This window comes from Leifsonia sp. 10N434 (genome assembly GCF_056394405.1).
On sequence record NZ_JBFTHV010000001.1, the window covers coordinates 994217 to 1006055 of the forward strand.

The window sequence follows — 11839 nt, forward strand, 5'->3', positions numbered from 1 at the left end:
GGAGCCACCGTGGCCGTCGATTCCGTCACCGGAACAACCGACCCCGCCGCTACCGGCGGCATCTACACCACCCTGCCCACCCGGCAGCCCAAGCAGTCCCTCGACGGCGAGGCGTTCATGCAGCTTCTCGTGACGCAGTTGCGGAACCAGGACCCGAGCTCCCCGATGGACACGAACCAGATGATCGGGCAGACCACGCAGCTGGCGATGATGGAGAAGCTCACGAGCATGGACTCCACCAACACCGAGAACTTCGCGCTGCAGATGCGCATGGCCGCGACCAACCTGGTCGGCCATACGGTCGAGTACCTCGACTCCAACGGCGACAGCCAGACGGGGCTCGCATCGTCGGTGTCGTTCGCCGGCTCGGTGCCGGTCGTCACCATCGGCGACAAGAAGATCCCGCTCGACTCGATCTCCGGGGTGGTCTCGCCGACCGCTCCGGCAACGCCCACCACACCGACGACGCCCACCACGCCGTCGACGACGGACCCGTCGACCACCACCTAGCCGCCCGGCACCGAGCCGCCCGGCATCCCTCCAGCAGACCTCACACCCCTCTCCTCACGAAAGGCAGCATCATGCTCCGCTCTCTCTACTCCGGCATCTCCGGCCTCCGTTCGCACCAGACCATGCTCGACGTCACCGGCAACAACATCGCCAACGTCAACACCACCGCCTTCAAGTCGGGGGCCGTGCAGTTCCAGGACACGCTCTCGCAGCTCGTCCAGGGCGCCGGCGGCCCGCAGGCGCAGACCGGTGGAACCAACCCCGCGCAGATCGGCCTCGGCGTGCTCGTCGCGGGCATCTCGACCAACTTCACCCAGGGCGCCGCTCAGGCCACGGGCCGCGCGACCGACATCATGATCAACGGCGACGGCTTCTTCGTGGTGAACGTGGGCGGCCAGACCCAGTACACGCGTGCCGGCTCATTCGACCCGGATGCCGACGGCCGTCTCGTCGGCCCGGGCGGTGCGATCCTGCAGGGCTGGAACGCCGTCAACGGCGTCGTGCAGCAGGGCGGGGCGCTCGGCGACGTGACCATCCCGCTCAAGGCGGTCGCCCCGGCCTCCGCGACGACGGGCGCCAGCGTCTCGGGCAACCTGCCATCCGGTGCGGCCGTCGGCGACCAGCTCGTGCGCGACGTCAAGGTCTACGACGCCAACGGCGCGGCCCGCGACCTCACGCTGACCTTCACCAAGAGCGCCACGGGCTGGGATGTCGCGGGCTCCGACGCGAACGGCGCGACCGCCACCGGCGCACTCGCCTTCACCAACGGCGTGCTGACCAGCGGCGGAACGCTCGCGATCGGCGGCGTGAGCGTCGACCTCTCGACGGTCACCGGCTACGCGGACCTGACCACAGTCGCCTTCAAGGACCAGAACGGTAAGCAGGCGGGAACGCTCCAGTCGTTCACCCTCTCGAAGGACGGCACGCTGATCGGCCTGTTCTCGAACGGCGACAAGCAGGCCGTCGGCCGCATCGCGCTGGCGACCTTCGTGAACCCGGGCGGTCTCGAGAAGGCCGGCGGCTCGACCTACCGCCAGTCGGTGAACTCGGGCAACGCGCAGCTCGGCGGCCCGGGCGAGGGCGGCCTCGGCACCCTGCAGGGCGGCTCGCTCGAGATGTCGAACGTCGACCTCTCGCAGGAGTTCACGAACCTGATCGTCGCGCAGCGCGGCTTCCAGGCGAACGCCCGCATCATCACCACCTCCGACGAGGTGCTGCAGGAGCTCACCAACCTCAAGCGCTAGCCGCCGCGCGGCGCCTGGCGCCGAACGGTGCGAAAAGTCCCTCATTCCGCGCGGATGGGGGACTTTTCGCACATCTCGCCCGAAGATGCTGCCGAAGTTGTGTCCCGCTGATCAGGCAGCGTGGACGATGCTCGCACGACTGCGCCACGCAGTGACACGCCAGACGGCGGCCGGGACCGTCCCGGCCAGGCTGATCACCGCGAGCCAAAATCCCCAGATGAGCAGATCGTGAACGCCGCTCTCTCCTACGCCCTCATAGCTCGCCGCCTTCACCCACGCTGTGACCAACAACGTCGATGCGAGCAGGAACGTGGCGCCGAGGACCATTCCGAGAAGCAACGTCCAAAAGCCGGGAGTGAAGATGGAGCCATCCTCGGTCTGCTTCATGCGCCTCAAACTAGCTCATCTCCGCTCTGGTTCGCACCCCTCGCCGGTGCCGCCGCACCCCACTAGGCTGAGGCCCACCAGATCGGCAGGAGCAGGCAGATGTCATTCGGCGAAGCGATCCAGACCGTCTTCCGCAAGTACGCGGAGTTCACGGGGCGGGCATCCCGGCCCGAATTCTGGTGGTGGGCGCTCTTCAACCTGCTCGTGACGAGCGCGCTCAACCTGTTCAACGTCATCCAGATCGGTGACAACGCCTACCTCGGATCGCTGCTCTCCGGCCTCTGGAGCATCGGCGTGCTGCTTCCGAACCTGGCGGTGGCGGTGCGACGCCTGCGCGACGCCGGGTACGGCTGGGGACACATCTTCTGGCTCCTGGTGCCGATCGCCGGCATCATCGTGCTCATCATCTTCTGGGCGCAGCCGTCGAAGCAGCCGGTCGGCGTGCCGTCCACGCCACCGCCTCCGCCGGCGCCCGCCGCCGCGTAACCGGCGCTCCGCCGCGTAACCGGCGCTCACCCGCGCCGCCCGACGCCCCGCGCCCGATCGTGCGATACCGCACCACCCACTGCGCCGGCGTCGCGTTATGGCACGACCCGCGAGGGCGCGCCGGCCCCCGCCGCGGGCAGCGTCGCCGACGCGAGCAGCTGCAGCAGCCGCTCCGACTCCGTGCCGGGATGCGCGTGGTAGACCACCATCACGAGACCGTCCGCCGCCGCGAGCACCAGCTTCTCGCGGTACAGCTCCATGCGCCCCACCTGCGGATGGTTCACCGCCGTCATCGAGCCCTCGATGCGCCGGATGTCGTGCCGCGCCCACAGCCGGCGGAAGCGATCGCTGCGCAACGACAGCTCGCCGATGAGCGAGACTAGGCGCGGGTCGTCGAGCTGCCCGGCCGCGCGGGCGCGCAGGGCGGCGACGACTCCCTCCGTCCCCTTCTCCCAGTCCTCGAAGAACTCCTGCTCGACGGGGTCGAGGAACGTCGAACGCAGCCGGTTGCCGCCCGGCACGATCGTCGGGATCAGTGCGGTCGCCATCCGGTTGACGGCGAGCACGTCGGTGTACTTGCCCTCGACGAAGGCAGGCATGTCGATCGCGTCCAGCATCACCAGGATGCCCTCGGGCACCCGCTCGGCTCGCCGGCGTCGTGCGCGCGGCGGCTTGGGGTTCGCGAGCTCGAACAGATACGCCGACGCCTCCGGATTCAGCTGCAGCACCCGCGCGATGGCGTCGAGCACCTGGGTGGACGGGTGGCTGTCGCGGCCCTGCTCGAGCCGCAGGTAGTAGTCGGAGCTGATGCCGGCGAGCATCGCGACCTCTTCGCGGCGCAGTCCGGGAACCCGCCGGTGGCCGGCGCCGGAGACCTCCAGGCCGACGTCGGCCGGCTGCACCTGCTCGCGGCGGGCGCGCAGGTACTCACCGAGGGCGTTGTTCGTCTCCACGAGAACATTCTGCGCCCGCACGGCGTCGATCGGAGGGCGGAGCCTGTCCCTCCTGGTCCCAGGATCACCGCGGCTCTCCCGCTGCCGCGCCCGCGGGGTGAGGATCGTCTCTGTCGAAAGGACTCCCATGATCACAACCGCTCCCGGTGGCACCCTCACCCTCGCCGACGACCTCACCATCAGCCGGATGGGGTTCGGCGCCATGCAGCTCGCCGGTCCCGGCGTCTTCGGACCGCCGCGCGACCGTGACGCCGCCATCGCCGTGCTCCGCGAGGCCGTCGAGCTCGGCATCACTCACATCGACACCGCCGACTTCTACGGACCGGTGGTGACCAACGAGATCATCCGCGAGGCGCTGCATCCGTACCCGGAGCAGCTCCGGATCGTCACCAAGGTCGGCGCTCGCCGTGGGCCCGACGGCTCCTGGATGCACGTGCTCGACCCCGAGGACCTCCGGCTGCAGGTGCACGAGAACCTCGAACACCTCGGGCTCGACTCGCTCGACGTCGTGAACCTCCGCCTCAGCTCGGCCGAGGGGACGACGGACGAGGTGATCACCGAGCAGTTCGAGACGCTGGCCGACCTGCAGCAGCAGGGGCTCATCCGGCACCTGGGGCTCAGCGGCGTCACGGAGGCGCAGCTCGACGAGGCGCTCGCGGTCGCTCCGGTCGTGACGATCCAGAACTACTACAACCTGGTGCGGCGCGGAGATGATGCGCTGATCGAGCGCTGCGAACGGGAGGGGATCGCCTACGTGCCGTTCTTCCCGCTCGGCGGCTTTTCCCCGCTGCAGTCGTCGACTCTCGACGAGGTGGCGGCGGATCTCGGTGCGTCGGCCCAGCAGGTCGCTCTCGCCTGGCTGCTGCAGCGCTCGCCGGCGATCGCTCTCATCCCGGGCACCTCGTCGGTGGCGCACCTGCGCGAGAACGTCGCGGCCGCCGAGCTGACCCTGCCCGTCGAGGCCCTCGCCCGCCTCGACGCGATCGCCGAGCGCTGACGCTTTGCGTTGACGCTTTACGCCGACGCTCGACGCTCCGCCTGAGTCGCATCGACTCGGCGCTCCGATCCGCCGCGAAGGCCGAGTTGATGCGACTCACCGTTCCGCGACCGTAGGGTCGGAGCATGCCCATTCTCAGCGAGCTCGCTCCGACCCTCCTCGGCGTGCTCCTGCTCGCCGCGGTCGCGACAGCGGTGCTCGCCGCCTACCGCGTGCCGCGACGGTGGGCGCCGTTGCTCGCCATCCTGCGCGGAGCGTTGCAGCTGGCGGTCATCAGCCTCATCCTGGCCGGCGTCATCACCAACCCGCTCTGGGTGGCCGCCGCCCTGCTCGTCATGTTCTGCGTGGCGGCCGCGACGGCGACGCGACGCATCGGCTGGAGCCGCGATCACGCGCTCATGATGGGATCCGCGATGGCGGCCGGCATCGCCGTGACGCTCGTGATCGTGTTCACCACCGGGGCGATCGCGTTCTCGTCGCGCTACGTGCTCGCGATCGGCGGCATCATCATCGGCAACTCGATGAGCATCGCGACCCTCGCCGGGCGCCGCTTCACCGAGGGGGTGAACGACCACTGGGACGAGGTCGAGGGCTGGCTCGCGCTGGGAGCGACGCCGCGGCAGTCGACGCTGGAGCTGGCGCGCGGGGCCGTCTACGGAGCGCTGATCCCGTCGGTCGACCAGACCAAGACCACCGGTCTGGTGACGCTTCCCGGCGCGTTCGTCGGCGCCATCTTCGGTGGGGTATCGCCGCTCGAAGCCGGACGCTTCCAGGTGGTCGTGCTCGCCGCGATCATGGCCGCCGGCTCGATCACCGCCGTGCTGGTCGCGTACTGGCTCGCGCCGGTGAAGGTGCGTCCGGTCCGTCTCAGCTGACTCCGGGAGATCAGCCGGCGCCGACGGCGGGGGTCTTCAGAGCCTGCGGGATGAGCGCGCGCACCTTGTCCGGCTGGTTCGACAGCACCACCACGTCCACGCGGCGGTTCGCAGCGAGATCGCGGTCGGAGGTTCCCGTGGCGTTGGCGAGCGGCCGGGCCGAGCCGTAGCTGACCGCCGCGATGCGCCCTTGCGGAAAGCGGTTGACCTCGACGAGATGACGCAGCACGCTCGTCGCGCGCCCGGCCGACAGCTCCCAGTTCGTCGGGTACGGCGCGCCGGGCTGGCGCAGGTCGGCGTGCCCCTCGATCGACACCTGGTAGGGCGCACCCGTGATCGCCGGGCCGATGTCGTTGAGCACTGCGACCGCCGTTGCACTGAGCTCGGCGCGGTTGGAGGCGAAGAAGGTCTCGTTGCCGACCAGGCCGATCGTGAGACCTCGGGCGTCGATCTTCATCGTCACGTCGGTCTGCAGGCCGTCACGGCCCAGCGCGAGCATGATGCGGTCGCGGAGCGCCTTGAGGTTCGATGCCTCCTGCTCGGCCAGCGCCAGATCGGTGTTGTCGCCCTTGTCGTCGACCTGCGACGGCGGCACGATGACGCCGCTCGCCGTGTCGATCTTCTGCGACTTCACCTGGCCGAAGCCGGTGGCGAGCGAGTCCTTGAGCTCAGCGAACTTCTTCTGATCGACCGTGGACATGGCGAACAGCACGATGAACATGCACATGAGCACGGTGACCATGTCCATGTAGGAGGCCATCCAGCGCTCCTCGTTCTCGTGCTCCTCCTCGGGCTCGTGCTTGCGCCGGCGGGACGCGGCCATCGCTAGGCGGCTTCCTTGAGCTTGTCGGCCTTCGGCTTGTCCGTCTTGAGCTTGGCCGGAGCATCCGGGACCATCGCGCGCAGCCGCTCACCGAGCAGGCGCGGCTGGCTGCCGTCCTGGATGGCGAGCACGCCCTCCATGAGGAGCGTCATGCGGTCGACCTCGAGTTCGGAGAGCCGGCGCAGGCGGGCGCCGATCGGCAGCCACAGGAAGTTGGCGGAGAGGAGTCCCCAGAGGGTCGCGACGAACGCGCTGGCGATCATCGGGCCGAGCTCACCCGGCTGCGACAGGTTCTCGAGCACGTGCGTCAGGGACACCACGGTTCCGATGATTCCGATCGTCGGCGCGTAGCCGCCCATGCTGCTGAAGAACTTGGCGGCGACGCGGTCGCTCTTGGAGCGCGTCGCGATCTCGTCCTCGAGCAGGACCCGCAGCTCGTCGCCGTCGGTGCCGTCGGCGATGTTCTGCAGGGCGCGCTTGAGGAACGGGTCGTTGACGCCGTCGGCCTCCTGCTCCATGGCCAGCAGTCCGTTCGCGCGGGCCTTCTCGGCGAGCCCGACGACCTGGTCGATGACCTTCTGAGGCGGGTCGATCTTGCCGCGGAAGGCGCGCGGGAGCGCCTTCACGGCGACGAGGAAGTCCTTGACCGTTCCGCTCGCGATGCCGACGGCGATGGTCGCGCCGAAGACCAGCACCATCGGGGCGGGCAGCAGCAGCGCGCTCAGCTGGGCGTGCTCCATCGTCACCATCGCGACGACGGAGGCGAACGCGACGACGATGCCGATTATGGTTGCGGGATCCATCACTTCTTCCTTGCGCGCAGGGGGACGGTGCGGGAGGGGTCGGTGAGGGGACGACGGGTGCTGCCCAGATCGTCGCCTTCGCCGTCGTCGCCCTCCGCGGGCGGGACGAGACCGAGCTGCGGGGTGCCGACGGGGCGCGGACCCGACGCCGGGAGGTCGTGGGCGAGCGCGATGACCCGTGCCCGGTAGGCGGCGATCTTCTCGATCACCTCTCCCATGCTCTCGGTGACGATGAACTTGGCGCCGTCCACCATGACGAGCGTGGTGTCGGGGCTGGCGTGGATCCGCTCGATGAGGTCGGGGTTGACCGCAAACTGGGTGTCGTTCAATCGGGTGACGACGATCATGGGCGCGAATCCTGGTCTCGGCTCCGGGTGAGCCGTCACAGGGCGACTATCGGCCGCTGCGCCCGGATCGTAAGAGCGGCATGACCACCTCGTCGACGATTGCGTCGATCGTCTGCTGCGGCACCGGTTTGAGCGTCATCAGGACTTCGTGCCGGAAGAGGTCGCTCGGCAGGGAGCGGATGCGGCGTGTCAGGCGCTCGGCATCCACTTCGCCGCGCGCGATGGCCCGGTCGTAGATGGTGTCGATGGTGGACTCCCGCCCGGCGAGCACGATGTCGCGTAGATCGGACGGGCTGCTCCCGGTCTCCCGGTAGAAGCTGCCGAGGTGGGCGCTCAGCACGGCCGCGAAGCCGAGGCGCGTCTCATTCGCCTGCTGCATGAGGGCGACCAGATCGCCGCGCAGCGTGCCGGTGTCGGGAAGCGGGCGCCTGCTCTTCGCGCTCTCGTGGGCGATGGCGGCGCGCACGAGCTCGGGTTTCGTCGGCCAGCGGCGGTAGACGACGGGCCGGCTCGTGCCGGCCCGCGAGGCGACGCCGTCGATCGTGAAGTCGGAGTAGCCGGCCTCGACGAGCTCGTCCCAGGCGGCGTCGAGGAGGGCGTCCTCGAGCTCCTGCCCGCGTCGGCGCCGGGCGGGCGCCTCGTCGATGAGATCCATTTGTGTATCTTATCGTGACGGCGTAGCATCACAAGATACATCCACGTATCTTAAGGAGTGGCGATGGCCGAGAAGGAACGCATCGATCCGGCAGTGCTCAGGATCTCGATCGCCGTGATCGCCGGCGCTCTCGCCGTGATCTTCGACACCACGATCGTCTCGGTGGCTCTGCACACGCTCGCGACGGATCTGCACACCTCGGTCGACACCATCCAGTGGGTCAGCACCGGCTATCTGCTCGCCCTCGGTGTGACCATCCCGATCGTCGGCTGGGCGCAGCAACGGGTCGGGGGCCGGCGCCTCTGGATGCTGGCGCTCACGATCTTCCTGCTGGGCTCCATCCTCTGCAGTCTCGCCTGGGACGCCCCGAGCCTGATCACGTTCCGCGTGGTGCAGGGGATCGGCGGCGGCATGATGCTGCCGCTCATGTCCACCCTCGTGATGCAGGCGGCGCACGGCCAGAACCTCGGGCGCATCATGTCGGTCGTCAGCCTGCCTGCGGTCCTCGGGCCGATCCTCGGCCCGGTCGTCGGGGGAGCGATCCTCAGCGCGTTCGACTGGCGCTGGCTGTTCTGGGTGAACGTGCCGTTCTGCATCCTGGGGCTGATCCTCGCGATGCGGCTGATCCCGCGCGATGCGCCGGGGACGCGCGCACGCCTCGACGTCGTCGGGCTGCTCCTGCTCTCACCCGCCATGGTGGGCATCCTCTACGGTCTCTCCAACGTCGCGCGCGACGGCGGCTTCGCCCGGGCCGACGTGTTCATCCCCCTGATCGCCGGAGCGCTGCTGCTCGCCGGTTTCGTCGTGTGGGGCATCCGCCGTGGCGAGCGTGCGCTGGTGGATGTGCGGCTCTTCCGGCACCGTCCGGTCGCCTCGTCGTCGGCCCTGCTGTTCCTCTCCGGCGCCTCGCTGTACGGCGCGATGCTGCTGATGCCGCTCTACTTCCAGGAGGTGCGGGGCACGGATGCCCTCGGAGCCGGGCTGCTGCTGGTGCCGCAGGGCATCGGCACGCTGATCAGCCGCGCGACGGCCGGCCGGCTGACCGACACGATCGGCGCCCGCTGGGTGGCGCTGGTCGGGTTCGCGATCGTCGGTGCCGCCACCGTTCCGTTCGCACTCGCGAGCGCGACGACGAACGAGTGGATCCTGATGGCGGCGCTGCTCGTGCGGGGGTTCGGACTCGGGGCGGTGACCATCCCGCTCATGACCGTCGCGTTCATCGGGCTGGACCGGGCGGATGTGCCGCACGCGAGCATCCTGACCCGGATCGCCCAGCAGATCGGCGGCTCCTTCGGGGTGGCGCTGCTCGCGGTCATCCTGCAGTCGGCGGCGATCGGGGCGCACGGTCTCGAGGGGATCGCGGACGCGTTCGACGTGGCGTTCTGGTGGGCTGTCGGGTTCACGGTCGTCGCGATCGGGCTCTCGTTCTTCCTCCCCGGACGTCCACCGGCGACGCCCCCGGCGGCCGCTCCCGCGCGGGCCGCCGCACCGGCCGTCGCAGCTCCGGAAGCCTCCGGCGACACGCAGGTCCGCCCCGCCTAGCTCCGGAGACTCGGAGTCGCATCAAGTCGCGCAGGTTTTCCCTAACGCGGGGGGCGACGCGGCCGATAGTCGGGCTCGTGACCACCCTGTTCGCCGACACCAGCGCTCCCGAGGCACAGGTGTACGACTTCCGCCGGCCGACCACCCTGGCCAGGGAGCACTCGCGCGTGCTCGAGCTCGCGTTCGAGACCTTCGCCCGCCAGTGGGCCACCCAGCTGACCGCCAAGGTGCGCGTGCTCAGCCAGGTCACGTGCGGACTGGTCGCGATGCAGACCTACGACGAGTACGCCGCCTCGCTTCCGCAGACGACCGCGATGGTGCTCTGCGAGCTCGACGGACTGGCGCCGAAGGGCGTCATCCAGTTCCCGACCACCGCCGCCCTGTCGTGGGTCAACACGATGCTGGGCGGTCAGGGAACGCCGACCACGATCGAGCGCACGTTCACCCAGATCGAGCACGCGCTCGTCCGCCGCCTCATGGACGACGCACTCGAAGACCTGCGGTACTCGCTCGGCGCTCTGCTGGTGGCGCCGATCGCCGTCGACGCCATCCAGTACAACTCGCAGTTCGCGCAGGCCGCCTCCACCACCGAGCTGATGATCGTCGCGAGCTTCGACCTGCGGGTCGGCGAGAACGTGTCGACCGCCACCGTCGCGATCCCGGCCCTCGCGCTGCTGCCGCAGCTCGGCGAGACCAACCCCACGAGCAGCGCCGACAACGCGCGCGAACTCATCGACGCGCAGCTCGCGCACGTCCCCGTCGACGTGTCGCTGCGCCTCACGCCCGCCCAGGTGAAGCCGAGCGTCGTGCTCGGGCTCTCCGTCGGCGACGTGCTGTCGATCCCGCACCCGCAACACCGACCGTTCGATCTCGCCGTCGGGGGCCACCCCGTCGCCGGCGCCGCGCTCGGAGCCAACGGCTCCCGCCTGGCCTGCGTGATCGTGAAGACAGAGGACTGACCACGATGAGCATGACCACCACCTCGACCGTGCTGCCCCTGGCGGCCGCGCGCGCCCTCGCCGGGGTGCTTCCGACCGGGGCGCCGCTGACGCCGCGCCTGCACACGACCGACGGGTTCGCGGGACAGACCGCGCGCGCCGTCGTCGCAACGTTCGTCGGATCGGTTTCCGCGGATCTCGCGGTCGTGCTGCTCGACGCCCCCGAGCTGGTCGACGACACCACCGACGGCGCACCGGTCGTCGCCCTCCAGGACGTGCTGCAGCCGGCGCTCGAGGCCGCCAGCGAGGCGCTGGGCGCCGGAGTGCTCGACGACGCCCGCGTCGACGACGCGACCGACCTCTTCTCCGACCCGGAGACCGTCGTCTTCGAACTGGCCGCGCCGGCAGGCATCGCCGGCTGGTTCGCGGTGCGCATCCGGCAGTCGACCACCGAGCGCGCCTCGCTCGCCGGCGGCCTCGCGGGCAAGCTGGGCCGCATCAGCAACGTCGAGATGGCGCTCACCGTCGAGATCGGCCGCACCAGGATGCCCGTGCGCGACGTGCTCGCCATGGAGCCGGGCGCTGTGATCGAGCTCGACCGCTCGGCCGGCTCGCCCGCCGATGTGCTGCTCAACGGACGCCTGATCGCGCACGGCGAGATCGTGGTCATCGACCAGGACTACGCGGTGCGCATCACCAAGATCCTCGACGCCGCAGAAGACCTGGACTGACCTCTTCGTGGATACCGTTTTCGTCGCCCTCCGAGTACTCGTCGTACTCGGCGTGATCGTCACTGTGCTCTGGTACGTGCAGCGACGCGTCACCAAGGGCAAGCGCGGCGCCCGACGCGGCAACGCGGTGACGGTCGTGGGCCGCCAGGGCGTCGGCGCCAAGGCGTCGGTCGTCGTGGTCGACGTCGATGGAACCCGCTTCGTGCTCGGCGTCACCGAGCGCGCGGTCAACGTGCTGCACTCCGGGGACCGCCCCGTCGATGCAGAGGTCACCCGGCTCGCGCCGGTGCGTCAGACCTTCGCCAAGTCCCTCGACCGGGTCGAGGAGCCCGCAGTCGTCGAGGGCGAAGCAGTATCGGTCTCCGGGGCCGTGAAGCCCGGAACGTCAGACAGGCAGGATGCCGATTACCTGAGTGCGCACGGACGCGCATCCGTTTTCGACGAGGCCCTCAAGGGCTCGATCCTGTCACCGGCCACGTGGAGACAGGCGAGCTCGGCGGTGCGCGCGAAGAAGTGAGGGCGGCCGTCGGGCGACTCGCCCGCTCCCC

Annotated in this window: 15 protein-coding genes; 9 read left to right on the forward strand and 6 right to left on the reverse strand. The window is 69.8% G+C overall.

Features of this window, described 5'->3' with window-relative positions:
• Positions 1-9: 9 nt before the first annotated feature.
• On the forward strand, positions 10-510 hold the full coding sequence (locus AC1DB1_RS04815) for a flagellar hook assembly protein FlgD (RefSeq protein WP_477199955.1): 501 nt from the start codon (positions 10-12) through the stop codon (positions 508-510).
• Positions 511-581: 71 nt separating this feature from the next.
• On the forward strand, positions 582-1754 hold the full coding sequence (locus AC1DB1_RS04820) for a flagellar hook protein FlgE (protein WP_477199956.1): 1173 nt from the start codon (positions 582-584) through the stop codon (positions 1752-1754).
• Positions 1755-1865: 111 nt separating this feature from the next.
• Here AC1DB1_RS04820 and AC1DB1_RS04825 read toward each other — a convergent pair whose 3' ends face one another.
• Positions 1866-2141 carry a hypothetical protein gene (locus tag AC1DB1_RS04825; protein ID WP_477199957.1) on the reverse strand — a complete coding sequence of 92 codons (276 nt, stop codon included), beginning with the start codon at positions 2139-2141 and terminating at the stop codon, positions 1866-1868.
• A gap of 99 nt (positions 2142-2240) precedes the next feature.
• Here AC1DB1_RS04825 and AC1DB1_RS04830 point away from each other — a divergent pair, with 99 nt between their 5' ends.
• Entirely contained in the window at positions 2241-2627 is a 387-nt protein-coding gene (locus AC1DB1_RS04830; protein WP_271177619.1) for a DUF805 domain-containing protein, read from the forward strand.
• A gap of 95 nt (positions 2628-2722) precedes the next feature.
• Here the strand turns inward: AC1DB1_RS04830 and AC1DB1_RS04835 are convergent, their stop codons facing one another.
• Positions 2723-3580 carry a helix-turn-helix transcriptional regulator gene (locus tag AC1DB1_RS04835; RefSeq protein WP_477199958.1) on the reverse strand — a complete coding sequence of 286 codons (858 nt, stop codon included), beginning with the start codon at positions 3578-3580 and terminating at the stop codon, positions 2723-2725.
• 127 nt (positions 3581-3707) lie between these two features.
• Here AC1DB1_RS04835 and AC1DB1_RS04840 point away from each other — a divergent pair, with 127 nt between their 5' ends.
• Complete coding sequence (locus tag AC1DB1_RS04840) at positions 3708-4577, forward strand: oxidoreductase (RefSeq protein WP_271177617.1); 870 nt, start codon at positions 3708-3710, stop codon at positions 4575-4577.
• Positions 4578-4702: 125 nt separating this feature from the next.
• Entirely contained in the window at positions 4703-5452 is a 750-nt protein-coding gene (locus AC1DB1_RS04845; RefSeq protein ID WP_271177616.1) for an ABC transporter permease, read from the forward strand.
• 10 nt (positions 5453-5462) lie between these two features.
• On the opposite strand, the gene AC1DB1_RS04850 is transcribed toward AC1DB1_RS04845, so the two are convergent.
• Genes AC1DB1_RS04850 through AC1DB1_RS04865 form a run of 4 tightly spaced genes read right to left on the reverse strand, consistent with a single transcriptional unit; the run spans position 5463 to position 8080 of the window.
• Complete coding sequence (locus tag AC1DB1_RS04850; protein ID WP_271177615.1) at positions 5463-6275, reverse strand: OmpA/MotB family protein; 813 nt, start codon at positions 6273-6275, stop codon at positions 5463-5465.
• Positions 6276-6277: 2 nt separating this feature from the next.
• The gene (locus AC1DB1_RS04855; RefSeq protein ID WP_271177614.1) at positions 6278-7078 is read right to left on the reverse strand and encodes a motility protein A; all 801 of its coding nucleotides are present in this window, start codon (positions 7076-7078) and stop codon (positions 6278-6280) included.
• Positions 7078-7425 carry a flagellar FlbD family protein gene (locus AC1DB1_RS04860; protein WP_271177613.1) on the reverse strand — a complete coding sequence of 116 codons (348 nt, stop codon included), beginning with the start codon at positions 7423-7425 and terminating at the stop codon, positions 7078-7080. The genes AC1DB1_RS04855 and AC1DB1_RS04860 overlap by 1 nt, the downstream gene beginning before the upstream one ends.
• Positions 7426-7471: 46 nt before the next feature.
• Positions 7472-8080 (reverse strand): TetR/AcrR family transcriptional regulator, encoded by a 609-nt coding sequence (locus tag AC1DB1_RS04865; protein WP_271177612.1) that lies wholly within the window; start codon positions 8078-8080, stop codon positions 7472-7474.
• A gap of 63 nt (positions 8081-8143) precedes the next feature.
• Here AC1DB1_RS04865 and AC1DB1_RS04870 point away from each other — a divergent pair, with 63 nt between their 5' ends.
• The 4 genes from AC1DB1_RS04870 to AC1DB1_RS04885 all read left to right on the forward strand — a co-directional run bounded on the left by AC1DB1_RS04870 (position 8144) and on the right by AC1DB1_RS04885 (position 11808).
• A complete protein-coding gene (locus AC1DB1_RS04870; protein WP_477199959.1) occupies positions 8144-9622 on the forward strand; it encodes an MDR family MFS transporter in 1479 nt (492 codons plus the stop codon).
• Positions 9623-9699: 77 nt separating this feature from the next.
• Positions 9700-10581 (forward strand): flagellar motor switch protein FliM, encoded by an 882-nt coding sequence (locus AC1DB1_RS04875; RefSeq protein WP_271177610.1) that lies wholly within the window; start codon positions 9700-9702, stop codon positions 10579-10581.
• Positions 10582-10586: 5 nt separating this feature from the next.
• Positions 10587-11291, forward strand: coding sequence for a flagellar motor switch protein FliN (gene fliN, locus AC1DB1_RS04880; RefSeq protein WP_477199960.1), 705 nt, complete (start codon positions 10587-10589; stop codon positions 11289-11291).
• 7 nt (positions 11292-11298) lie between these two features.
• On the forward strand, positions 11299-11808 hold the full coding sequence (locus AC1DB1_RS04885; protein WP_271177608.1) for a FliO/MopB family protein: 510 nt from the start codon (positions 11299-11301) through the stop codon (positions 11806-11808).
• Positions 11809-11839 lie beyond the last annotated feature (31 nt).

What these genes read in the sequence shown, in the direction of transcription:
- AC1DB1_RS04820 (WP_477199956.1), top strand. Translation starts at nt 582, where the DNA reads ATGCTCCGCTCTCTCTACTCCGGCATCTCCGGCCTCCGTTCGCACCAG.
- AC1DB1_RS04825 (WP_477199957.1), bottom strand. Translation starts at nt 2,141, where the DNA reads ATGAAGCAGACCGAGGATGGCTCCATCTTCACTCCCGGCTTTTGGACG.
- AC1DB1_RS04830 (WP_271177619.1), top strand. Translation starts at nt 2,241, where the DNA reads ATGTCATTCGGCGAAGCGATCCAGACCGTCTTCCGCAAGTACGCGGAG.
- AC1DB1_RS04840 (WP_271177617.1), top strand. Translation starts at nt 3,708, where the DNA reads ATGATCACAACCGCTCCCGGTGGCACCCTCACCCTCGCCGACGACCTC.
- AC1DB1_RS04845 (WP_271177616.1), top strand. Translation starts at nt 4,703, where the DNA reads ATGCCCATTCTCAGCGAGCTCGCTCCGACCCTCCTCGGCGTGCTCCTG.
- AC1DB1_RS04850 (WP_271177615.1), bottom strand. Translation starts at nt 6,275, where the DNA reads ATGGCCGCGTCCCGCCGGCGCAAGCACGAGCCCGAGGAGGAGCACGAG.
- AC1DB1_RS04855 (WP_271177614.1), bottom strand. Translation starts at nt 7,078, where the DNA reads ATGGATCCCGCAACCATAATCGGCATCGTCGTCGCGTTCGCCTCCGTC.
- AC1DB1_RS04860 (WP_271177613.1), bottom strand. Translation starts at nt 7,425, where the DNA reads ATGATCGTCGTCACCCGATTGAACGACACCCAGTTTGCGGTCAACCCC.
- AC1DB1_RS04865 (WP_271177612.1), bottom strand. Translation starts at nt 8,080, where the DNA reads ATGGATCTCATCGACGAGGCGCCCGCCCGGCGCCGACGCGGGCAGGAG.
- AC1DB1_RS04870 (WP_477199959.1), top strand. Translation starts at nt 8,144, where the DNA reads ATGGCCGAGAAGGAACGCATCGATCCGGCAGTGCTCAGGATCTCGATC.
- fliN (WP_477199960.1), top strand. Translation starts at nt 10,587, where the DNA reads ATGAGCATGACCACCACCTCGACCGTGCTGCCCCTGGCGGCCGCGCGC.